The sequence below is a fragment of the Mucilaginibacter sp. genome, assembly GCF_041663085.1.
In the GTDB taxonomy this organism is placed as follows: domain Bacteria; phylum Bacteroidota; class Bacteroidia; order Sphingobacteriales; family Sphingobacteriaceae; genus Mucilaginibacter.
Map to the genome: position 1 here is coordinate 1 of NZ_JBAZRC010000074.1, position 21,583 is coordinate 21,583.

The 21,583-nt window shown below is 42.5% G+C and carries 20 protein-coding genes; 1 reads left to right on the top strand and 19 read right to left on the bottom strand.

Features of this window, described 5'->3' with window-relative positions; genetic code table 11:
* The 16 genes from WC615_RS14050 to WC615_RS14125 form a co-directional block, all read right to left on the bottom strand.
* Window positions 1-273 (bottom strand): DUF420 domain-containing protein (locus WC615_RS14050; protein ID WP_372978721.1); only part of this gene is annotated, 273 nt, incomplete at its 3' end.
* An 89-nt stretch (window positions 274-362) separates the two neighbouring features.
* Window positions 363-1,061 carry an SCO family protein gene (locus WC615_RS14055; RefSeq protein WP_372978722.1) on the bottom strand — a complete coding sequence of 233 codons (699 nt, stop codon included), beginning with the start codon at window positions 1,059-1,061 and terminating at the stop codon, window positions 363-365.
* On the bottom strand, window positions 1,061-1,408 hold the full coding sequence (locus WC615_RS14060; RefSeq protein ID WP_372978723.1) for a cytochrome C oxidase subunit IV family protein: 348 nt from the start codon (window positions 1,406-1,408) through the stop codon (window positions 1,061-1,063). The genes WC615_RS14055 and WC615_RS14060 overlap by 1 nt, the downstream gene beginning before the upstream one ends.
* Window positions 1,409-1,427: 19 nt before the next feature.
* Window positions 1,428-2,141, bottom strand: coding sequence for a cytochrome c oxidase subunit 3 (locus WC615_RS14065; protein ID WP_372978724.1), 714 nt, complete (start codon window positions 2,139-2,141; stop codon window positions 1,428-1,430).
* A gap of 6 nt (window positions 2,142-2,147) precedes the next feature.
* Window positions 2,148-2,729 (bottom strand): heme-copper oxidase subunit III, encoded by a 582-nt coding sequence (locus WC615_RS14070; RefSeq protein ID WP_372978725.1) that lies wholly within the window; start codon window positions 2,727-2,729, stop codon window positions 2,148-2,150.
* Entirely contained in the window at window positions 2,726-3,595 is an 870-nt protein-coding gene (gene cyoE / locus WC615_RS14075) for a heme o synthase (protein ID WP_372978726.1), read from the bottom strand. Before cyoE ends, WC615_RS14070 begins: the two co-directional genes overlap by 4 nt.
* Window positions 3,592-4,653, bottom strand: a complete 1,062-nt coding sequence (locus WC615_RS14080; RefSeq protein ID WP_372978727.1) for a heme A synthase — start codon at window positions 4,651-4,653, stop codon at window positions 3,592-3,594. Before WC615_RS14080 ends, cyoE begins: the two co-directional genes overlap by 4 nt.
* A gap of 141 nt (window positions 4,654-4,794) precedes the next feature.
* Window positions 4,795-6,687 carry a cbb3-type cytochrome c oxidase subunit I gene (locus WC615_RS14085; RefSeq protein WP_372978728.1) on the bottom strand — a complete coding sequence of 631 codons (1,893 nt, stop codon included), beginning with the start codon at window positions 6,685-6,687 and terminating at the stop codon, window positions 4,795-4,797.
* A 19-nt stretch (window positions 6,688-6,706) separates the two neighbouring features.
* A complete protein-coding gene (locus WC615_RS14090; protein ID WP_372978729.1) occupies window positions 6,707-7,900 on the bottom strand; it encodes a cytochrome c oxidase subunit II in 1,194 nt (397 codons plus the stop codon).
* Window positions 7,901-7,948: 48 nt separating this feature from the next.
* Window positions 7,949-9,208 (bottom strand): quinol:cytochrome C oxidoreductase, encoded by a 1,260-nt coding sequence (locus WC615_RS14095; RefSeq protein WP_372978730.1) that lies wholly within the window; start codon window positions 9,206-9,208, stop codon window positions 7,949-7,951.
* An 11-nt stretch (window positions 9,209-9,219) separates the two neighbouring features.
* Window positions 9,220-9,795: a cytochrome c gene (locus WC615_RS14100; RefSeq protein WP_372978731.1), complete on the bottom strand. Its 576-nt coding sequence runs from the start codon at window positions 9,793-9,795 to the stop codon at window positions 9,220-9,222.
* Window positions 9,788-10,324, bottom strand: coding sequence for a DUF3341 domain-containing protein (locus tag WC615_RS14105; protein WP_372978732.1), 537 nt, complete (start codon window positions 10,322-10,324; stop codon window positions 9,788-9,790). The genes WC615_RS14100 and WC615_RS14105 overlap by 8 nt, the downstream gene beginning before the upstream one ends.
* Before the next feature lie 2 nt (window positions 10,325-10,326).
* Window positions 10,327-11,799, bottom strand: a complete 1,473-nt coding sequence (gene nrfD, locus WC615_RS14110; protein ID WP_372978733.1) for an NrfD/PsrC family molybdoenzyme membrane anchor subunit — start codon at window positions 11,797-11,799, stop codon at window positions 10,327-10,329.
* A 28-nt stretch (window positions 11,800-11,827) separates the two neighbouring features.
* Window positions 11,828-14,887, bottom strand: coding sequence for a TAT-variant-translocated molybdopterin oxidoreductase (locus WC615_RS14115; protein ID WP_372978734.1), 3,060 nt, complete (start codon window positions 14,885-14,887; stop codon window positions 11,828-11,830).
* Window positions 14,888-14,928: 41 nt separating this feature from the next.
* Window positions 14,929-16,197, bottom strand: a complete 1,269-nt coding sequence (locus WC615_RS14120; protein WP_372978735.1) for a cytochrome c3 family protein — start codon at window positions 16,195-16,197, stop codon at window positions 14,929-14,931.
* Between the two features lie 423 nt (window positions 16,198-16,620).
* On the bottom strand, window positions 16,621-17,601 hold the full coding sequence (locus tag WC615_RS14125) for a deoxyhypusine synthase family protein (protein ID WP_372978736.1): 981 nt from the start codon (window positions 17,599-17,601) through the stop codon (window positions 16,621-16,623).
* A 190-nt stretch (window positions 17,602-17,791) separates the two neighbouring features.
* Between WC615_RS14125 and WC615_RS14130 the strand changes: the two genes are divergently transcribed.
* A complete protein-coding gene (locus WC615_RS14130; RefSeq protein ID WP_372978737.1) occupies window positions 17,792-18,928 on the top strand; it encodes a polymerase in 1,137 nt (378 codons plus the stop codon).
* A gap of 399 nt (window positions 18,929-19,327) precedes the next feature.
* Here WC615_RS14130 and WC615_RS14135 read toward each other — a convergent pair whose 3' ends face one another.
* From WC615_RS14135 to WC615_RS14145, 3 genes are all read right to left on the bottom strand, one after another.
* A complete protein-coding gene (locus WC615_RS14135) occupies window positions 19,328-19,873 on the bottom strand; it encodes a transposase (protein ID WP_372978738.1) in 546 nt (181 codons plus the stop codon).
* Between the two features lie 268 nt (window positions 19,874-20,141).
* On the bottom strand, window positions 20,142-20,651 hold the full coding sequence (locus tag WC615_RS14140) for a hypothetical protein (RefSeq protein WP_372978739.1): 510 nt from the start codon (window positions 20,649-20,651) through the stop codon (window positions 20,142-20,144).
* A 4-nt stretch (window positions 20,652-20,655) separates the two neighbouring features.
* Entirely contained in the window at window positions 20,656-21,441 is a 786-nt protein-coding gene (locus WC615_RS14145) for an O-methyltransferase (RefSeq protein ID WP_372978740.1), read from the bottom strand.
* Between the last annotated feature and the right edge of the window lie 142 nt (window positions 21,442-21,583).

Sequence of the window (21,583 nt, forward strand, 5' to 3'; positions counted from 1 at the left end):
GATATATGATACCAGGAATAATGATGACAGGCAGAACGTTAAAATATTTAAACGTTTATGGACGGTGATATTGCCCTGTTTAATAAAGTACAAAGATGTTAACAGCAATACGCTGCAGGTACCATTTAACATGGCATTGAGCATTGGCAGATATGGCGTAAACGCAGGCGGAGTGGCAGGCCCCGGTATAAGGTGGCGGTTTAGTACAATAACCACTGCAACAACAAATATGGTTACGCCCGCAACAAAACGGAATATGAATTTATCGGTCATTCTTTAAGAGAGTCAGGAATCAGGATTCGTTTATTTATTATATATGATCAGGCAATCTGTCTTGACTCCTGATTCTTGATTTCTTGCTTCTAATAAAGCGCTTTATCAACCTTGCGCAGTTCTTCGGCTATCAGCACTTTTATTTCGTCGTTAAGTTTGGTAAGATCGGCTGCTGATGTACCGTCATAATACCCTCTGATGCGTTTTTCTGCATCTATCAATATCAGTTTATCGCTGTATATAAAATCATCCTTACCAGCCTGTACTGCGTTAACCAAAAAGCCTTTGCGGGCAAGGTTATAAATAGTTGCAGTATCGCCCGAAAGGAATAACCATTTTTTTGTTTCCTCGTACTGGGCCGCGTACTTTTTCAATGCCTGCGGGGTGTCCCGTTGCGGGTCTACCGTTATACTGGCAAAGTACACCATTGGGTTTTTGCGGTAGGCGTACACCTGTTCGCTAATGTTTTTATTTACCGTGTTGCAAACGCTTGGGCAGTTGGTATAAAAAAAGCTGGCTACAAATATCTTCTTGTCGAAGTTTTTAAAAGATACCGCATTTCCGTTTTGGTCTGTCAGGTTAAAATCGCTTAGCTTGTGGTAAATGGTATCGGGTATAAACGTACCATGAAACTTATGGCCGGTTTTAGCAACTACTTTTGGCCCGTAAAACGATAGTGGTTTGTACCTGTTTTTGCCCTTTGCGGTTAGTAAATAATATAAAAATCCCGGTAAAGCTAATATCAATACCAGGATTATTATTTTTTTCAGGACTGAACCTTTACGCATTACAATTTTGGCCTCAGGTCTATCCAGTAGTGGCTTTCGTTTGTAAGCACCAATATCAAACCGATTATGAATAATATCGGCACAATGATACAAAGGGCTAAACCAATTTTTTCGAACTTTAAGTGCATAAAGTAAGCAACAATGTAAAACGCTTTAGCCAGTGTTAATACAATGTATATTGGGTTTGCTGTGTGCAAAGGGATAATACCTTTTGGCACCAAAATTAATGCTATGATAAATTCAACTACGGTAATGGCAAGCAATACACCAAATATTTTCCATATTTTTTTGCGGGTCATTCCTTCACCGTGCTCTTCGTGATGAATTTGTGTTGTTTCTGTTGACATATGTATATATGTTAATTTTTTAAACTAAGTAAAAGAAAGTAAATACGAATACCCAAACAAGGTCTACAAAGTGCCAGTAAAGGCCAACTTTTTCTATCATTAAATAGCTGCCACGTTTTTGGTAAGTACCTAACAATACGTTTACGGTAATAATAATGTTAATGATAACCCCGCTAAATACGTGGAAACCGTGGAAACCGGTAATGGTAAAGAAAAGGTTTGCAAATTGCTGGGTGTAAGTTGCTGATAAAGGTGCTCCTTCATGAAAAAATTCTTTCAGATCATGCGGGATGCTGCCCCACCAAAAACCTTCGTGGTGTAAGTGGTTCCACTCAAGCGCCTGGCAACCCAAAAACATAAACCCACCTATAATGGTGAATATCATCCAGGTTACAACTTCTTTTTTTGCCATACGGTGACCGGCCTCAACTGCCAGTACCATAGTAACCGAACTCATGATCAGGATAAACGTCATTAAGCCCACAAATACAAGGGGGGCGCCATGCTCTATCGAGGTTCCGGGAACCGACTGGAAAATAAGATCGGCAGCCGGCCAGCTGTTTGAGCTAAACCTTAACGCACCATAGGCAATTAATAGCGATGAAAAGGTAAACGCATCCGAAAGGAGGAAAAACCACATCATCATTTTACCGTACTCTACATTAAACGGAGATTTGCCTCCAGACCACGGCGTTGTCTTTACTTCATCAATAGGTGATACTTGTACACTCATGAGTTTTTATTGTTGGTTCAAAAGTAAAAAAACATACAGATAAATCCATATAATATCGACAAAATGCCAAAAAATAGAGGACATCTGTACACTGTATAAATTTTTAACCTGCTCTATGCTGCGGTAGCTACGCCATAGCGTATTGGCCAACAACAACAAACCGGCAAAAATGTGTAATAAATGCATCCCGGTGAATACGTATATAAAGGACTGGGATGCATTTGGGTTGCTAAAATAAATACCTTTGTTCACCAGGTATGACCAGGCATACAACTGGATCCCGAAAAAGGCTACGCCTAATATAATGGTAAGCCAAAGGTAAAGCCTTTGTTTGCCAAACTGCGAGCTTTTGGCAGCCCTTGCTGCTAAAAACATAGTTAAGCTGCTTAACATAATTACAGCGGTGCTGTACATAAAAGCATCGGGCATTTTGATGTTCATGCCGTGTGCCGAGCTGCCGCCCACATATACGATAAAACCGCTGGTTAACGCCGCAAAAAACATAAACGATGTGAATATGAAGATCCACATGTTGAATTTTTTGGGTGCCAGGTTTAATCTGTCTTCTTGCTGTATCTTGGACATCATTTTCCTATAAAATCAAATAAAAACATTAGTTGCACTACCGGCAAATAATAAAAAGAGCCAAACATTAGCTTTTGCGCCGACTTAATTTCGAGCGTGCGCAGCAGGCCAAATGCCTGGTATAAAAATAAAAGGCCCATTGCTAATGAAACCCCGCCTACGTAATAACCGCCATAACCGTAATATGTTGGCAATAAGCTTACTGGCAACAAAATTAAAGTTACAACAAAAGTAATTACAGCGCTTGTTCTGTCGCGCTTACCACTAGGCAACAGGCGGAAACCAGCCAGCTTGTAATCATCGTCCAGCACCCAGGCAATAGCCCAAAAGTGTGGAAACTGCCAAACAAATTGTATGGCAAATAATATAAGGGCTATTTCGTCTATTTTAGGGTGCGCACCAACATAACCAATAAGTGGCGGTAACGCGCCCGGTATAGCCCCTACAAATACCGCTATTGGCGATTTACGTTTCAATGGGGTATAAGCAAAAGCATAAAGTAATATTGAAAATACCGATAAATAGCCGGTAGTTAAGTTAAGTTTACCCAGCAAATATGTGCCTAATATGGCCATAAACAAGCTTATTACTAATGCCTGCCCGTTAGTCATGCGGCCGGATGGGATAGGCCTGTCTGCGGTGCGCTTCATTAAACGGTCAAGGTCTTTCTCAATAATCTCGTTAAACCCGTTTGCTGCCGATGTTACCAGGAAGCCGCCGCTTATCAGTAATAACCATTTACTCCAAAAATCCCAGCTACTCCAATCAATAGGGCCGTTTACCTTACTGCCTATAACAAATGATATAGAGGCCGAAAATACCACCAGAAGTGTTAAACGTAATTTAACCAGCTTTATAAAATCCTTCATTTGCCTGCCCCCTGCACGTTAACCGAACTAAATAAGTTCAGCAATAAATAAAACTGCGCGCCAAACAATAAACTTGCCAGTACAATATGCGATGCTTGTGCAAACGGTGGTAACGACCAGTATGATAAAAATATGCCGGTAACTATTTGCAGCATTACCATTAAAAAGGTAAAACTCATTAGCTGTTGCTGTACCGAATGCCTGTTAAAGCCTTTACGGATAAGCGCGTACAAAATCAGGTTTAATATCAACACTATCACAGCCATATCGCGGTGTTGTGAAAATATCTCGCCTGCCCTGGTTACCCAGCTATCGCGGTAACTGCCTTCTAAATGGCTGGCTACTGCATCTATCTTTTCGCGCACCTCGGTGCCAAATGTTATCTGCAAAATACTCATAGCCAAAACCAATAAGGTAACTATGGTTACCAATGGTTTGCTTTGCACCTTATACCTGCCTTGTACCTTAGCCATGTGATAAGTTGCTATGCTGATAGCTACTATAGCCAGCGCAATAAGCATGTGCACGGTAACTATCCAGGCAACCAAATTGGTTGATACTACTATTGAACCCAACCATCCCTGGAAACCTACCAGTAGCAGGTTAAATATGCTTAGCAGTACTATCAGCTTGTTGCTTTTCCAATATTTAAAAGAGAAAACGGCGCATAATAATAAAAACACTCCCGATATGGCACCTATCAGCCTGTTCACATACTCAGTCCAGGTGCGGGCACTGTTAAATTCTTCGGGTACTAATATCGATCTGTCGTTACGGATACGCATAGCCAGCTCACTGTATCCAAAAACATCAAGCATTTTGGCAAACTTCTGGTTCTTGGCCAAACGTTTATCTGCATAAACCTTTTTGTAGTTGGCCGGTAACTCAGATATACTGGTTGGCGGCACGTACCTACCAAAACATTTAGGCCAATCGGGGCACCCCATACCTGAGCCTGTGCTGCGCACAACTCCACCTGCCAGTATCAATACAAACAGCAGGATTATGGTTATCAGGTTAATTTTTAAAAACTGGTTCCCGGATGCTTTTATGCTCATCTAAATATTTCTAACAAATTAGGGTACCTGTGGTAAGTCTTAAGTTTAAAGTTCTGAGTCGTTAGTCTTAATTTGACTTAGAACTCCAGACTAAAGGCTTAATACTTGACAGATACCCTAAAAGATCAGATCAGTATAATGTTATTTTACTTCTTCGTTACTTTTTTGAGCACTTGCCCATTTAGCATGTTCCTCTAAACCTACTGGGTTATCCTCAAAATCATGCGGAAGATTTGAACTCATTGTTTGAGAAAGCGGAACTGTTTGTGGTATAAAGTCATGCTCGGCACCCGGCTTGCTGTAATCATATGGCCAACGGTAAACGGTTGGGATCTCGCCTGGCCAGTTACCATGTAAGTGCTCAACTGGTGTAGTCCACTCAAGGGTATTTGATTCCCATGGATTTTGTGGCGCTTTTTTACCCCAGAATATAGAGTGTATAAAGTTGAACAGGAATGCTAACTGCGCTACTGCCGACATAATTGCCGCCCAGGTAACAAATGTATTTACAGATAACCACTGTTTCATTGATTCAAACTCGGTGAACGCGTAGTAACGGCGTGGTACACCATCAAGGCCCATAAAGTGCATTGGGAAGAATACCAGGTAAGCGCCAATAAATGTTAACCAAAAGTGCAGGTAACCTAAACGCTCGTTCATCATACGGCCAAACATTTTAGGGAACCAGTGATAAACACCCGCAAGCATACCAAATATAGCTGCCGAACCCATCACAAGGTGGAAGTGGGCAACTACAAAGTACGTATCGTGCAGGTTGATATCCAATGCGGCGTTACCTAAGAAGATACCTGTTAAACCACCTGAGATGAAGAATGACACCATACCGATAGCAAACAGCATACCTGATGTAAAGCGGATGTTACCGCGCCACAGTGTAGCCAGCCAGTTAAATGTTTTTACTGCCGATGGTACCGCGATAATCAATGTTGTGATCATGAACACACCGCCAAGGAACGGGTTCATACCCGTAACAAACATGTGGTGGCCCCATACAATAAATGATAATACAGTGATACCTATTAGTGAGTAAACCATTGCATGGTAACCAAAGATTGGCTTACGCGAGTTTACCGACATAACCTCTGATGAGATACCCATTGCAGGCATAATTACGATATATACCTCGGGGTGACCCAGGAACCAAAACAAGTGCTGGAACAGGATAGGGCTACCACCTTCAAAAGGTTGTATTTGTGTACCGTTCAGTACGATATCTGAAAGGTAGAAACTTGTACCAAAACTACGGTCGAATACCAACAGTACCACACCTGCAACTAATACAGGGAATGATAATACACCTAATATAGCGGTTAAAAATAATGCCCATACAGATAATGGCATTTTCCAAAGGTCCATCCCTTTTGTACGCATGTTAAGGATGGTACTTACATAGTTGATACCTGCCATCAGCTGCGAAGCGATGAATAGTACCATACTGATCAACCATAACGTCATACCCATACCAGAACCCGGCATGGCTTTAGGTAGTGCAGATAATGGGGGATAAATTGTCCAGCCACCGCTTGCAGGGCCTTTTTGTACAAGGAATGATGATAACATGATAACACTGGCAATAAAGAAGAACCAGTATGAAAGCATGTTCATGAATGGCGAAGCCATATCACGTACACCTAATTGCAATGGAATTAAAAGGTTGGCGAAAGTACCGCTCAAACCGGCTGTTAATACAAAGAATACCATGATGGTACCGTGTATGGTTACCAATGCCAGGTAAAAGTTCGAATCTAAACGCCCGCCTGGTGCAAAACGGCCTAATAATGTTTCCATTAAAGGGAATGCTTTATCCGGATAAGCTAACTGGATCCTGAACAGGATAGATAAAATCATGGCGATGAAAGCCATTGCCATCCCTGTAATAAGGAATTGCTTGGCAATCATTTTGTGATCCTGGCTGAATATGTAAGTATTCAGGAACGTTGCTTTATGATGATGTTGTCCGTGATCGTCTTCGTGATGTGCTACTCCGTGATCGTGAACTGCTAATGTTGACATACTCGCTAATCTTTTTGTATTAATTGTTTAACGCTAACCTGTTTGGTTGTACTTCTTTTTTCTCTGTTACGGCAAATTTAAGGTCTTTTTTAACCGCGTCTGTCAGATATGGTTTCTGCTGAGCTATCCATGCCTGGTATTCAGCTTCGGTAACCACACGTACAATTTTTTTCATGTTATAATGGCTACCACCACAAATTTTGTTACAAAGTATTTCGTACTCAAATGTTGGTTTATCCAATTTGGTACGCATCTCTGCAGTAGTAATGGTAGGCTTAAATTTAAAGAAGGTAGGCAGGCCCGGCACCGCATTTAACTGTACACGGAAATGTGGCATATAAACGCTATGGATAACATCCTGTGCGTGTATGTTTAACCTGATAGACTTACGTACCGGTATAACCATGGTATCGGCCTGTAAATCGTCATAACTGTTTTTGTCTTTAAAATCGATACCAAGCTTATTTACACCGCTAACAAGTTTATAGTCGGTTTTACCTAATAAACCATCGCGGCCGGTGTAGCGTAGCTCCCAGGCAAACTGGTGGCCGGTAATGTCAATATTAATATCACCTTTAGTGTCTGTACTATCGGTAATTTTTTGCCATGTAAAGAAACCGAAAATAACCAGTATGGTTAAAACGATAGCCGGGGCTATTGTCCATACTTTTTCGATAGTATTATTATGCGGTAAGAAATGGCCGCGGCGATTTGCGTTGTACCGGTACCTGAACAGGAATGTAAACAGCAATATTTGTGTTACTACAAACACTATCATTGTTAACACAGTGGTTGTCCAAAACATCTCGTCTATTTTAACACCATGCTCTGATGCTGCGCCAGGCAATATCATGCTGCCATGTACTGTAAATTCCCAATAAGCGCCGTATGCACCTGCAATAAGGAATACAAGGCATAAAACGCCCATAATATTATTCCAGTTGATAGGGTTTCTACCTTGTATCTGCTGGGTTAGGTCAAACACGCGAAGTATTTTACCAACTATCCCTACAATAAAACAAGCGATAAGGAAAAGCAGGATATAGTAACCTGCGGTAGCTAGGCCATTATCCTTAACTGCATCAGCAGCAGGTGAAGCGGCAGCCCCGGCTGTTTCTGTACCCTGGGCAAAAAGCATGCTTGTGCCTAAAAGCATAAAAACAGCTAAAAGCGAAAGTATTTTTTTAGTATTTATTAAATGTTTGAATCCCATTTTATTGGTTATTTGAATTGCTGTATCCGGTTGCAAATTTAACAATTATTATATGTGATGATGCAGGCTCTCTTCAAGGAACGGATGTTTTTTAGGCACAAGCGAGTTAAACTTGCTTAATGCATTTAACATCAGGTAGGTAAACAAACCTGCAAAACCTAAGAATATACCAATCTCTTCTACACCAAAACCCCTGTGTTCTTTTACTGTACCCGGCATTATCATAATATAATAATCAAGCCAGTGGCCGGCTACCAATATAATACAGGCCCACATCATACGGTTAGTAACACGTTTTGCATCGCGAGACATTAACATTAACAATGGAGCCAGGAAGTTCATGGCGATGTTTAACCAGAACCAGAATTTGTACTCAGGCTCCCAACGGATGTAAAAGTAAACCGACTCCTCGGGGATGTTGGCATACCAGGTAAGGAAGAACTGCGCGAACCAAACATATGTCCAGAAAATAGAGAAACCGAAGATCAGTTTACCCATACTGTGCAAATGGTCGATATGCAACCAGGTAAAGTAACCTTTTTTCTGTAGGTATATCATCACCAGGGCAATAATCGCTAAACCGCTTACGTGCATAGCAGCTAAATTGTACCAACCAAACATGGTTGAGAACCAATGTGCTTCTAATGACATAATAACACCGAACGCAAAGATCGGGAAGGTAAAGCCAAATATTACCAGGAATATGCACGACAGTTTAAAGCTTTTATCATAGTTGCTCATGCCACCTACGCTATCTTCATTCTCAGAGCATTTTGCTAAAGCCCAGCCAAAGTAGCTGTAAGCGCCTAACAATACTACCAGCATGCCGTAAAAGAACGGAATGTTTAAGAATGCTTTTTTGCCAAAAATTATCGGGTCGAAGTTTTCGCTGCCAGGTATGGTTAAACCATGAGTAGCCCAGTGTGCATATAAATAAGGTACAACTTCTTCTTTACCGTGTTCAACAACCTTATGGGTTGTGAATAAACCAAAGGTTACTATCACGATAAGGATAAGGCTGGCTATAGGCAATACTTTGGCAAATGCCTGCGGTATCCTTATAAAAGCAGCCGACCAGCCTGCTTGTGCTACATACTGGTACGCGCAAAAGAATACGCCCGCCGTGCAAACACAAACAAAGTAGTAAGACATAAGCAATAAATTGCTATAAGTACGTTGAACGTGCTCACCACCAAAAATAAATCCTAATGCAATTGCGAGTACACCAATTACAATAAAAACTAAACTCAACGTTTTGGCAGTGCCGTTGAATTCAAATCTTTCTTCAAAACTATTGTGAGTCTTCATTAAAAATAATCTTATAAATTTTGTAAATGGTGTACATACATAACTATCTTCCAGCGATCCTCAGGCGCAACCTGAGATGCGTATGAACCCATCGCGTTAACACCATAAGTTATTGTATGATAGATTTTTCCGTCTGTAAGATCTTTCATTGCACCACCACGTGATGATTGCCCTTTTGAGTATGACGGCGGCGGCGGATACCCGTGCTGCACAACCAAACCATCACCCTGCCCTGTTACACCGTGGCATGGCGAGCAAAATGTGGTGAACAATACCTTACCCTCTGCCAAATGCTGAGGTGTTTGTGCTATAAGGCTGGTCACTTCAAGTCCTGCTTTTTCATACCCGTCTTTTGTGTTCGGGTAATCAAAGCGTTTAAATCCTACCGGGATAGTACCTGCAGGGGGTACCTGCGCTGTTTTGCCATCCTTAAAGTTAGGATTGGCCTGATCCGGGTCAAATGCCGTATGTTCGTACATATTGGGAGCGTATTCCCAACCGGTACTACGCTTATCCTTGCACGATGTAATGACGATCGATGCAGCAATAACGATAGCCGTTGTGCCCAATATTCTAAATTTATTCATAGCTAACATATTTTCTTTCGTTATGCTTTACTTCTACTGCTCCTGCTTGTTTTAATAAATTGGTGATATCCTCATGAGGAACGTTCCCTTTAGCGTCTACTGCTATAATAAAACGGTCATCAGTTGCACGCAGGTCCATTACACGTGGCGCGCGGCCCGGGAAAAGGTGAGTTGATGCAAAGTAGGTTATCGTCATACCAAATGCGGTAAACAAAATGGTCCACTCAAAGGTAAACGGTACAAAGTTTGGTATAGAGAAACTTGGTTTACCACCCACGTTCATAGGCCAATCAAGTACCAGCGTATAAAACAGGATGCTGAATATTACCGAGGCGCCAAGGCAACCAAAGCAAAACGCTGCATAACCTAACCGTGAATCCTTCACGCCCATTTTGTCCTCAATACCGTGGATAGGCATTGGCGTGTATACATCATAAATAGGGATACTATTTTTCTGTAAGTTATCGATACCCTGCATCATGTTGTCAGGATCATCAAAACAGCCCAATATAAATTTAGTGTTGCTCATTTTTATACTTTTTCGTAATCAGCCATGTCAATACTGTCGTACTTCGTTAAGGACTCTTTGTAATACTGAACCTCAACCGGATCAAGGTGTCCTTCTTCTATCAGTTTCTTCTTAGCCTGCTCACTTGATGTTTTCAGCAGCAGTTTCACCTCGGCAATTGCTACCGATGGTAATACCCTGATGAATAACAGGAACATGGTGAAGAATAAACCTATCGAACCGATGAACACGCTTACATCTACCCATGTTGGATAGAACATAGCCCAGCTTGATGGGATATAATCGCGGTGTAATGAGGTTACGATAATTACGAAACGCTCAAACCACATACCTATATTCACGATGATTGACAGGAACCATGAGAATTTTATGCTTGTACGTAATTTTTTAGACCAGAACAGCTGCGGTGAAATAACGTTACAGCTCATCATGCTCCAGTATGCCCACCAGTAAGGGCCGGTTGCACGGTTAATGAAAGCATACTGCTCGTATTCAACCTGTGAGTACCATGCAATAAAGAACTCGGTGATATAAGCCACACCTACAATTGAACCTGTAAGCATGATGATCTTATTCATCGATTCGATATGGAACATGGTGATGTAGTTCTCTAAACCTAATACCTTACGGGTTACCAGCAATAGTGTTTGTACCATTGCGAAACCAGAGAAGATAGCACCCGCAACGAAGTATGGAGGGAAGATGGTGGTGTGCCATCCCGGCTCTAACGACGTAGCAAAGTCAAATGATACAATGGTGTGTACCGAAAGTACCAGTGGTGTAGATATACCCGCTAATATCAATGATACGGTTTCGAAACGCTGCCAGGTTTTTAATGAACCTGTCCATCCGAAAGATAGGATTGAATAAATGCGGCGGCGTAAGCCTGTTGCACGGTCACGTATTGAAGCGATATCAGGCAATAAACCTGTGTACCAGAATAATAACGATACCGAGAAGTAAGTTGAGATCGCAAACACGTCCATCATCAGTGCCGAGTTCCAGTTTACCCAAAGTGAGCCGTACTGGTTTGGCAGTGGTAATGTAAAGTATGCTAACCAGGGGCGGCCCATGTGCGCTACAATGTACGTAGCGGCGCAGATAACGGCGAAGATGGTCATCGCCTCGGCCGATCGGTTAATAGAGTTACGCCAGTTTTGACGGAAGATCAACAGTACCGCAGAGATAAGCGTACCGGCGTGACCAATACCTACCCACCATACGAAACCGGTGATATCCCACGCCCAGCCTACAGTTTTGTTTAATCCCCACGCGCCTAAGCCAAACCAAAAGGTGTAGCTGATAGACACTACCCAAAGCAATGCGCCTAATGATGATACGGTAAAACCTATCCACCAAGCTTTGTTGGGTTTATTTTCTACAGGCAACAATATATCGTTAGTAATTTGGGCATAGGTGATATCCTTGCCCGTCATTAACGGTTCCCTGATTATCGATTCATGATGATGACTCATATGTTGTAATATATCTCGATGTAAAAAATTAAGCCAATGATTCAGTTCCAGTGTTTCTAACTTTTACCTGGTAACCAATACCCGGTTTTACGTTAAGTTCTTCAAGCACATAGTAAGTACGCTCGCTCTTCAAAGCTTTTGAAACTTCAGAGTTAGGGTCATTCCTGTTACCAAACACGATAGCGTTTGCAGAACAAGTTTGCTGGCAGGCTACTTTAACCTCACCATCCCTAAGCGGGCGTTTTTCCATTTTAGCCTGTAACTTACCTGCTTGTATACGTTGTACACACATCGAGCATTTTTCCATAACGCCACGGAAACGTGTGGTAACATCAGGGTTAAGTACTAATTGTGTATGCTCGTTGTTCAGGTAGTTATCAAAGCGCGAATCGTTCCAGTAGTTAAACCAGTTGAAACGGCGTACTTTATACGGGCAGTTGTTTGCGCAGTAACGTGTACCAACACAACGGTTATATGCCATCTGGTTTAAACCTTCGCTTGAGTGTACGGTAGCTAATACCGGGCAAACAGTTTCGCAAGGTGCATGGTCGCAGTGCTGGCAAAGCATTGGCTGGTGAACAACCGTTACATTGTTAAAGTTATCCAGTTTTGCAATTTCTTTTTCTTTGGTTACCGCGTGGCCATTGCTATCGTTGTTAAAGCTATAGTAACGGTCAATACGTATCCAGTGCATCTCGCGGCGGCGGCCAACTTCGTCTTTACCAACAACAGGTATGTTGTTTTCTGCGCTACATGCTACAACGCACGCGCCGCAACCTGTACATGCATTTAAGTCGATAGCCATAACCCAGTCATAAACAGGGCGTGCGTGGATATGATCTTCATTGGTTGCTTCCCAAAGGTCGTATTTCTCGTGCTCACCTTCGGCGCCGCTGCCTGCTGCCGGGTTCTTTTTGTACTCGGTAAAGCTTGCTTCGCGAATAACGTTACGGCCTTCAAATGAATGGTGCGTTTGTGTTTGCGAAAGCGGGAATATATCACCTGTTGCGGTTATCGTTGCAGATGCATTTGTCTGGAACGTACCATTAAGGAAGCTTAAGAAAGGATATGCATTCTTACCTACATTGTTACCAACCAAACCGGCTGCTGTACGGCCGTAACCAACAGCAACTGATACCGTACCCGGCGCCTGGCCAGGTTGTGATAATACAGGTAATGTTACGGTGTAACCGTTTGCTTCAATTTTAATAACCTCAAATTCATCAAGGCCTAATTTTATAATATCAGACGGAGACATGGCTGCAAAGTTGTCCCAGGTAACTTTAGATACCGGATCTGGCAGCTCTTGTAACCACGGGTTGTTTGCCCTTTTACCATCGCGCATTGCTGTGTTCTGGTATAGCTGCAGCTCAACTTTAGCTTCTGCTAATTTCGCGCTTTGGTTTAATATGGTTTGCGCAACCGCGTTAAGATCATAGTTAAAGGTGTAAGAACCCGCTGCAACCGGTGCTGCTAATACAAAACCTGTTTGTAATAAGGTTTCCCAACCAGCCTGGCCAGATAAACCACCTTTGGCTAATAAGTTATTGTTCCAGTTATTTCTAACGTAGGTGTAGTAATCTTTAACCGGGTTGTCGCTCCATACCAGCAGGCTTTGCTCGGCCTGGCGGGTATTGTAAACCGGGTTAATGGTTGGCTGCATTACAGTGTAGTAACCTGTAACCGAGCTATCATCACCCCACGACTCTAAATAGTGGTGGTTTGGTGCAATGATATTACAAAGTGCAGCGGTTTCATCAGCGTGGTCAGAGAAAGATATTTTAAGGCTAACCTTTTTAAGAGCATCTTTAACTGCATCTGCAGAGTGGTAATCATAAGCAGGGTTAGCATCAAGGAATAATGCTGCGCCAACTGTACCATTTTTTGCCTGGGTAATGAAATCAACAATTTCACCATCGTTACCAGCGTACTGGCGAGATGGGTTATCCAGATCAATTGTAGTACCGTAGCTGCCCAATAACGAGTTAATGGCATTTACCAATACTTGTGTAGCAACATCGTTTGAACCGCAAACAACTAAGGCTTTACCTTTAGCCGCTTTCAATTCGGCTGCTACCAGCAATATCGCCTTATCGGCATTAGCTGTAGTTAATTTTCTTGAACCCGGTAAGGTTGTACCTGATAATGCATTGTAAAGGTTAACCAGTGCAACGCCTTCTTCAGATGGTTTAATAGCGATACGCACATCGGCATTGGTACCGGTAAGGCTCATACCGCTCTCAAACTGGATGTGACGTGACATCTTCTTAGCTTCAAGCGATTTGTTGTTCCTGTTTGATACGTACTGGCGGGTAAATTCTTCGCCGGAGATCCAGGTTCCCAGGAAATCAGCCGCGAAGCTTACAATGATATCCGCTTTATCAAAATTGTAATGAGGCAATACTGCTTTACCAAAACTGTTTTGGTTAGCTTTTATAATCCCTGTATATGATACTGCATCATAACTTACGTGTTTTGCAGTAGGATATTTTGCTATAAAATCATTAATAACAGCCTGGGTAGACGGGCTGTGTATAGTTGAAGTTACAATGCTGATTGTTTTGCCGCTTGCCGCGATAGCTGCAAGTTGGTTTTTTACAAAAGCATCAACCTGTGCCCAACCTGTAGGGCTGCCATTTTGTTGCGGGTCCTGAACGCGGCTGTTATCGTACAAGTCAAGCACTGATGCCTGCGCCTGTGCGCTCAAACCACCTTTTGATAAAAGATCGTTAGGGTTACCTTCAACTTTAATAGGGCGGCCTTCGCGGGTTTTAACCAATATAGCGCTACCATCATAAGTTGATGAGTAGTAGTTGGCTATACCCGGGGTTACCTCTTCGGGCTTTATTAAGTATGGGATTGATTTATGTACCGGTACTTTTTGGCAAGCCGCTAAAGTAACTGCACCCACACCAAAACCCAGTGCCTTTAAAAAGTCGCGACGTGGAGTTTTGCCCATAAGGCCGCCACCGCTTAATACCTGTTCAATAGGGATTGGCTCGGCAAACTCGTGTTTATTTTTCTCAACAAATTCTGGTGTTCTGTTCAGTTCTTCTAAACCTTTCCAGTATTTTTTATTGCTATCCATTTATAGTTATATAAACTGTAATGTACTGTTCTTGATAATTATTAATAGTGGCACTTAGCGCACTCAATACCGCCTAATACTGCTGCAGTAACTTTCTCACCCTTTTTAATTTTATCGTGGGCAGCAAGTATGCTATCGTAGTAAGCATTGCCTTTACCGTTAACCTCGGTACGTTTGTGGCACTGTATACACCATTTCATTGTTAATGGCGAGTACTGGTAAACCTCTTTCATGGTTTCAACCGGGCCGTGGCAGGTTTGGCATTTAATAGCGCCAACCTTAACGTGCTGCGAGTGGTTAAAGTAAGCCAGATCCGGCAGGTTGTGTATACGTACCCACTGAATTGGTTTTGCTTTAGTGCTATCGTACTTAGCCGTGTTAGGATCATAACCCAACGCATCATAGATCTTATGAATTTCCGGTGATTCTGTTTTAACAGATTTGTGGCAGTTCATACAAACGTTTAATGACGGGATTGAAGCGTTTTTAGATTTGAACGCGCCTGTGTGGCAGTACTGGCATTCTATTTTCATAGCGCCGGCGTGCAGCTCGTGCGAGTATTTAATAGGCTGTACCGGCTGGTATCCCTGGTGAACGTTAGTGTTCCACATGGTTACCCAGCTAAAGCTGCCCATCGCTATAGTACCGCAAAGCACTATAAAGAATACAAGCTTTTTGTTTTTCAGCAGTTTTTTGAAAGTTGCTGTGCGGTCTGCTTTTACTTTTTCCTCTTCAGCATCTTCTTCAAGCACAATACCTTGTCTGTTAAGCAACAAACGCTCAAGCGTTGCAATTACTTTGTTTAATACAAGGATTACAATGAAAGCGATAACGATAACGCCTAACAAACCCCAGATAACCAGGCTGCTTGGGCCTTTGTCTTCGGCAACTGCGCCACCGGCAGGTGCTTTGGCTTTATCATCCTGGATCTTTTTCCAATCGGCACGGATGTAAGTAATAACATTACCCACATCAGCATCGCTCAACTCGGCAAATACTGTCATACCCGCCTGGTTGTACTCGTTAAATATTTTAACGGCCTTTGGGTTTTTGGCAGCAATTAATGCCTGGTTGTTTTGGATCCATTTGGTTAAATAGGCATCATCAGTTTCTGATGTAAGCTGCGGACCTAAGGCCGGGCCGGTCATACGCGTATCTATTTTATGACACGCTGTACACTTGGCCTTAAATATAGCTTCCCCTTTTGCTGCATCTGTTTGCGCATGGGCTGTTAAACCACAAACAACCAAACCGGCAATTAGTAAAACCGACCTTGAAAACTGTTTAAAAATCAATGAGATATTTCTCATAAAAGGTATTTATGCTAAATAATTTTTATATTAAAGTGTTAAACTGACGTAGAGCTGTATGTTTTTGGCACTTTTTCAGGCACAAAAGTATAATTTATTACAGTATCGCTGACAATATAATGACAGCAATATCTAATTTATAATCGTTCTAAATTATTAATAAAAGCCCTTTAAATAACATCCAAAGGCTTTTTTGCTAAATACATGTTGTATCGGGTAAAAGAGAATGCCAATACATACTTTCAAAACTTGACTATTGTTTTAATATCCAGGCAAATATCAAACAGCCTGGCAACAGGTTGCATTAAAATTGCAACTTATTTTCCCTAATACCAATAGCAGGCAACTATTAATTATAAACGCGCAAATAAAAAAGCCCTCCGGATATCTCCAAAGGGCTTTCTTTATAATTTTATATGATGGTTATTGTTTCAATATCCACGCAAATATTAACGGTACAACTATCGTTGCATCGCTCTCTACAATAAACTTAGGTGTGTTAATGTCAAGCTTACCCCAGGTTATTTTTTCGTTTGGCACCGCGCCCGAGTACGAACCGTATGAGGTTGTAGAATCACTAATCTGGCAAAAGTAACTCCAGAACGGAATTTCCGGCATTTCCATATCCTGGTAAAGCATCGGCACAACACAAATCGGGAAATCGCCGGCTATACCGCCGCCAATCTGGAAAAAGCCTACGCCTTTACCACCCGAATTTTCGGGATACCAGCCGGCCAGCCATGCCATGTATTCGATACCGCTTTTCATGGTGGTAGCTTTTATTTCGCCTTTTATAACGTACGATGCAAATATGTTACCCATGGTACTGTCTTCCCAGCCCGGTACAACAATTGGCAGGTTCCTTTCGGCAGCCGCCAGCATCCACGAATTTTTAGGGTCTATCTCATAATATTGCTCCAGCTCGCCGCTCAGCAATATTTTGTACATAAATTCATGCGGAAAGTAACGCTCACCTGCGGTATCAGCATCTTTCCAAATTTTGTAAATATGTTTTTGTAACCTGCGGAAGGCTTCTTCTTCGGGGATACAGGTATCAGTAACACGGTTGTAGTGGTTCTCTAACAAGTCCCACTCATCCTGCGGACTCAGGTCACGGTAGTTTGGCACGCGTTTGTAGTGCGAGTGCGCTACCAGGTTCATGATATCCTCTTCAAGGTTGGCACCTGTACATGATATGATATCAATTTTACCCTGGCGGATCATCTCGGCAAGCGAAATGCCTAACTCTGCCGTACTCATGGCGCCTGCTATGGTCACCATCATTTTGCCACCCTCGGTTAAATGCGTTTCATAACCTTTGGCTGCATCCATTAATGCTGCTGCATTAAAATGCAGGTAATTTTTCTCGATAAACTGAGATATTGGGCCTCTTGCTGTGCTCATATTATTTGCTCTTATTTATGGTGCAAAAGTAGGTATTTTGCGCACATCAGAATTTTAAATTACAAATTCAGTAAAACAAGTGCTTTAAATTTACCTTTGTTGCTAAAGCTAAAAGCCGAAAGCGGAGAGCAAAAAGCAAAATATCCTAAAAGCTTTCAGCTTTAGTCTTTAAGCTCAAGAAGCTTATTACATGAAGAAACTTACTACCGTTTTATTACTTTTTATACTTGTACAGCCCCTTTTTGCCCAGGTAAAAATATTGCCAAAGTTTATCCGCAAAATGTATTTTGAGCAGGATACCACCAAAAAAGGGAGTTTTGTTGTTTTACCCGTAGTAAGCTCGGCCCCCGAAACCGGTTTAGAGCTGGGCGGCTCGGGACTATATTCTTTTTATACCGATACACTGGGTAATGACACCCGGGTATCCAATTTGTTTGCTTACGCTACCATTACTACCAAGGGCCAAAGCCGTTTAAACCTGAGCGGCAGTTACTGGACACCACATAACCGATATCATTTCACAGGGTCTGTTGGGTATATCAATTTCCCGTTTGATTTTTATGGCATTGGCAACAACACCAAAAAAGCCGATGCCGACAGGCTTGGTCAAAAACGTGTACGAGCAACTTTTGCCGCCGAAAAAAAGATAGGTAATTACGTTTATTTAGGCTTGGTTGCCGGGGGGTATGATTACCGCTTTAACGACCAGGACGGCTCTGGTATTTTTGCTACCGACCCAACTATAGACGGCAAGCACGGCGGCACTTTTTTATACATAGGCCCAAGTTTTGTATTTGACACCCGCAATAACAATACTTACACCACTAAGGGCGGTATGCTAACCAGCTACTTTAATATCATGAACGGTATAGGTGGTAACAGCGGCTACTCGGGCGGGTTTTTAAATGTCGAACTCACGCATTTCTTCGCACTAAGCAAAAAGTTTGTTTTAGGGTTTGATGTGCAAAGCCAGAACATAACGGGCAGCCAATCGCCATTTTACCTGTTGCCTACCCTGGGCAGCGACGAAATGATGCGCGGCTACTATAACGGCCGTTTCCGCGACCGCAACCTGCTAGTAGGCCAAACCGAACTGCGCTACCGCATGAGCGAGCGCTTTGGTATAGTAGGTTTTGTGGGCGCCGGTGAGGTGTTTAATAAAGAGTTTAGTACCGAACAATTAAAGCCTAACTATGGCGGCGGCTTACGCTACTTTTTTGATGTACAAAAAGGCCTCAGCATCCGTGTAGATTACGGCGTTGGCGAAAAACGCCCCGGTGAAAGCAGGCAAAGCGGTGTTTATGTAGGGTTGGGGGAAGCGTTTTAGTAGATTAATCTATTCAATATAAGCATAGTGGTTAAGACACACGCGGCACGCGTGCGCCAGCATACCAAGTGTTTTAGTAGATGTGCAGATTAATTTATTATTGTTGTTTCAAAGTATCAATCGCTGGCGCACGCGTGCCGCGTGTGACCCCGCTATGCATACCTACAGACATCTATATCAACCAATACTTTCGCGCCCAATCGCTGGCGCACGCGTGCCGCGTGTGACCCCCGCTATGCATACCTACAGACATCCATATCAACCAATACTTTCGCGCCCAATCGCTGGCGCACGCGTGCCGCGTGTGACCCCGCTATGCATACCTACAGACATTCATATCAACCAATACTTTCCCGCCCAATCGCTGGCGCACGCGTGCCGCGTGTGACCCCGCCATACCTACAGATATTCTATATCAACCAATCCTTTTCCATCTGCATAATCAATAGCACTTGAGTATTTCCAATATGATGCTTCTGTAACAAAACCAGCTTCTACCGGGTTATTATGGATATAATCGGCCTTCTGTTCAATAACATTAGCGCTCCATAGTTGAATTGGTTTGTTATGATGTTGCCAAAATTGATAAGTTTTAACGTTGCTACTTTTTGCACCTGCTCTTTTAAACATCCAAAGCATCCATTCCTTTCGTGACTCCTGAATGTTTTCTGTTATGGACTTTACCAATTGTTTAGAGGTATATTCTTTAAAACGACCTAATATGACCTCAGGGTTATTGTCTTTAGCTGCAAAGATCATATGTATATGGCTTGGCATAATACACCAACAATATATATCCATCCCTAAATTATTCTTACAATAATTTAGGCTATCCACTATTACTTCGTTGTATTCTAAACGGGTAAAAACATCTATCCAATTAACCACTGCAAAACTCACGAAGTATAACCCTTCTTTATTAAGAAATTTATATTTCCTGCTCATTAAATAAAGCTAATAAAGTTTTCCGACCTCTTCAATACAAGCATGGCGGATATGACACACGCGGCACGCGTGCGCCTGCAATTGGTTTAATAAAGAGTTTAGTACCGAACAATTAAAGCCAAACTACGGCGGCGGCCTCCGTTACTTCTTCGACGTACAGAAAGGCCTCAGCATCCGTGTAGATTACGGCGTTGGCGAAAAACGCCCCGGCGAAAGCAGGCAAAGCGGTGTGTATGTAGGGTTGGGGGAAGCATTTTAGTAGATGTGCCTACTCTCCCTGGTGAATAGAAACATATTTTGTACCGTTCCAATAAATTAAAGCACCGGCTAATTCACTGCCATCTTCTATTGAGTAGATAGAAATGGCGGGATGAGAGACTTTCACTTTTTTGCTTCCGGCGATATCTCCCTCGGCATCAAATAATGTTTTATAGGCAATTTTATCTTTGTAAATACGCCATCCATCTAACCAGTTGGTATCATTAAAATCTTCGCCTGCAAATTTATACCCCGCACCAAAAATATAATGTTTATTGCTACCTCCGTTAATGATCAGTATTCCTCTTTTCTTACTTTTTTTATCGACCACCTGCACGGCTATATCGGTTATTCTATCCCCGGTAAAATCGGCTTCTAAATAACCAGGTTTAATGGGCTTTATAATTTGATACCGCTCATTTAACTTTTTCTCATTAAACGATTTGGTGAACAAACCCGGTAGCTCCGTTGCCTGTAAAAATATTATCCAGAAAAGTGAGAAGAGTAAACTTAATTTCATTTAGCTACACCTTTATCATAAAATCTTCTTTCGCCTGCCCCGGTTTAAAAAACACCAGGCCTATCCAGTAAAGGTCGACCGTGGCGGTTACATCGGGATGGGCTTTTATTTGCGCCCAGGCTTGTTTCATGCCTTCGCTCCAGTATATATCATCGAAGATGAGCATAGTGCCTTCATGCACTTTGGGCAGGCACCATTCAAAGTATTTTAGGGTGGCATCGCGCTGGTGGTTACCGTCGATGTACACAAAATCGAGCTGATCCAGTCCGGCAATTACACCCGGCAGGGTATCGTCAAAATTCCCGGTGATGACATTGATATCCTTCACCCCGGCCTTGTCGAACACATCTTTGGCAACACCGGCGGTTTGCGGGCAGCCTTCTAACGTATAAACTTTGGCATTGGGCGCGGCGGCTTGCAGGTATAGGGTGGTAATGCCCAGGCAGGTGCCCAGTTCAACAATGTTGGCAGGTTTGGTAAATGCCGCCAGGCGATAAAGCAGCTTGGCCAGCTTTGGCGGTTTTAGCGCGTTAAGCGTAATATCGCTTATCTTTTTCTGCTTGTTGTTGTTTACGTGCGAGCCCGCGCCGAGGTCGGTAACGGTGATGTGGCGGTCGTCTACCAGCAGGTGGTCTCGCTGGTGTTCAATGCTATCATACGCCGGATAGGGCTTTTTATCATAAATAACCTCATCTACTAAACGGTAAACAAACGGCGAGTGCAAACCATGACGGTTTTTTGACTTAAGCCTATGCAACAGAAAATCCTTTGCGAACGTTAAATTGAACATTGGTGTAAAAATATATAAACCTTTAGTATTTTAGCATTAGAGTATGATAAATCCGACAGAAGTAAACTCTTTAATACGACTGCTTGATGACCCCGACGCGGAGGTATACGAACATGTGCATCAAAAGTTGCTTTCTTTTGGC

Bases quoted from the DNA above. Each gene is read 5' to 3' on its own strand.
- WC615_RS14070 (WP_372978725.1), bottom strand. From the start codon at position 2,729: ATGATGTCCAAGATACAGCAAGAAGACAGATTAAACCTGGCACCCAAA.
- WC615_RS14060 (WP_372978723.1), bottom strand. From the start codon at position 1,408: ATGTCAACAGAAACAACACAAATTCATCACGAAGAGCACGGTGAAGGA.
- WC615_RS14100 (WP_372978731.1), bottom strand. From the start codon at position 9,795: ATGAATAAATTTAGAATATTGGGCACAACGGCTATCGTTATTGCTGCA.
- WC615_RS14080 (WP_372978727.1), bottom strand. From the start codon at position 4,653: ATGAGCATAAAAGCATCCGGGAACCAGTTTTTAAAAATTAACCTGATA.
- WC615_RS14120 (WP_372978735.1), bottom strand. From the start codon at position 16,197: ATGAGAAATATCTCATTGATTTTTAAACAGTTTTCAAGGTCGGTTTTA.
- WC615_RS14090 (WP_372978729.1), bottom strand. From the start codon at position 7,900: ATGGGATTCAAACATTTAATAAATACTAAAAAAATACTTTCGCTTTTA.
- WC615_RS14105 (WP_372978732.1), bottom strand. From the start codon at position 10,324: ATGAGCAACACTAAATTTATATTGGGCTGTTTTGATGATCCTGACAAC.
- WC615_RS14115 (WP_372978734.1), bottom strand. From the start codon at position 14,887: ATGGATAGCAATAAAAAATACTGGAAAGGTTTAGAAGAACTGAACAGA.
- WC615_RS14145 (WP_372978740.1), bottom strand. From the start codon at position 21,441: ATGTTCAATTTAACGTTCGCAAAGGATTTTCTGTTGCATAGGCTTAAG.
- WC615_RS14085 (WP_372978728.1), bottom strand. From the start codon at position 6,687: ATGTCAACATTAGCAGTTCACGATCACGGAGTAGCACATCACGAAGAC.
- WC615_RS14130 (WP_372978737.1), top strand. From the start codon at position 17,792: ATGAAGAAACTTACTACCGTTTTATTACTTTTTATACTTGTACAGCCC.
- WC615_RS14135 (WP_372978738.1), bottom strand. From the start codon at position 19,873: ATGAGCAGGAAATATAAATTTCTTAATAAAGAAGGGTTATACTTCGTG.
- WC615_RS14095 (WP_372978730.1), bottom strand. From the start codon at position 9,208: ATGAAGACTCACAATAGTTTTGAAGAAAGATTTGAATTCAACGGCACT.
- WC615_RS14125 (WP_372978736.1), bottom strand. From the start codon at position 17,601: ATGAGCACAGCAAGAGGCCCAATATCTCAGTTTATCGAGAAAAATTAC.
- nrfD (WP_372978733.1), bottom strand. From the start codon at position 11,799: ATGAGTCATCATCATGAATCGATAATCAGGGAACCGTTAATGACGGGC.
- WC615_RS14065 (WP_372978724.1), bottom strand. From the start codon at position 2,141: ATGAGTGTACAAGTATCACCTATTGATGAAGTAAAGACAACGCCGTGG.
- WC615_RS14140 (WP_372978739.1), bottom strand. From the start codon at position 20,651: ATGAAATTAAGTTTACTCTTCTCACTTTTCTGGATAATATTTTTACAG.
- WC615_RS14055 (WP_372978722.1), bottom strand. From the start codon at position 1,061: ATGCGTAAAGGTTCAGTCCTGAAAAAAATAATAATCCTGGTATTGATA.
- cyoE (WP_372978726.1), bottom strand. From the start codon at position 3,595: ATGAAGGATTTTATAAAGCTGGTTAAATTACGTTTAACACTTCTGGTG.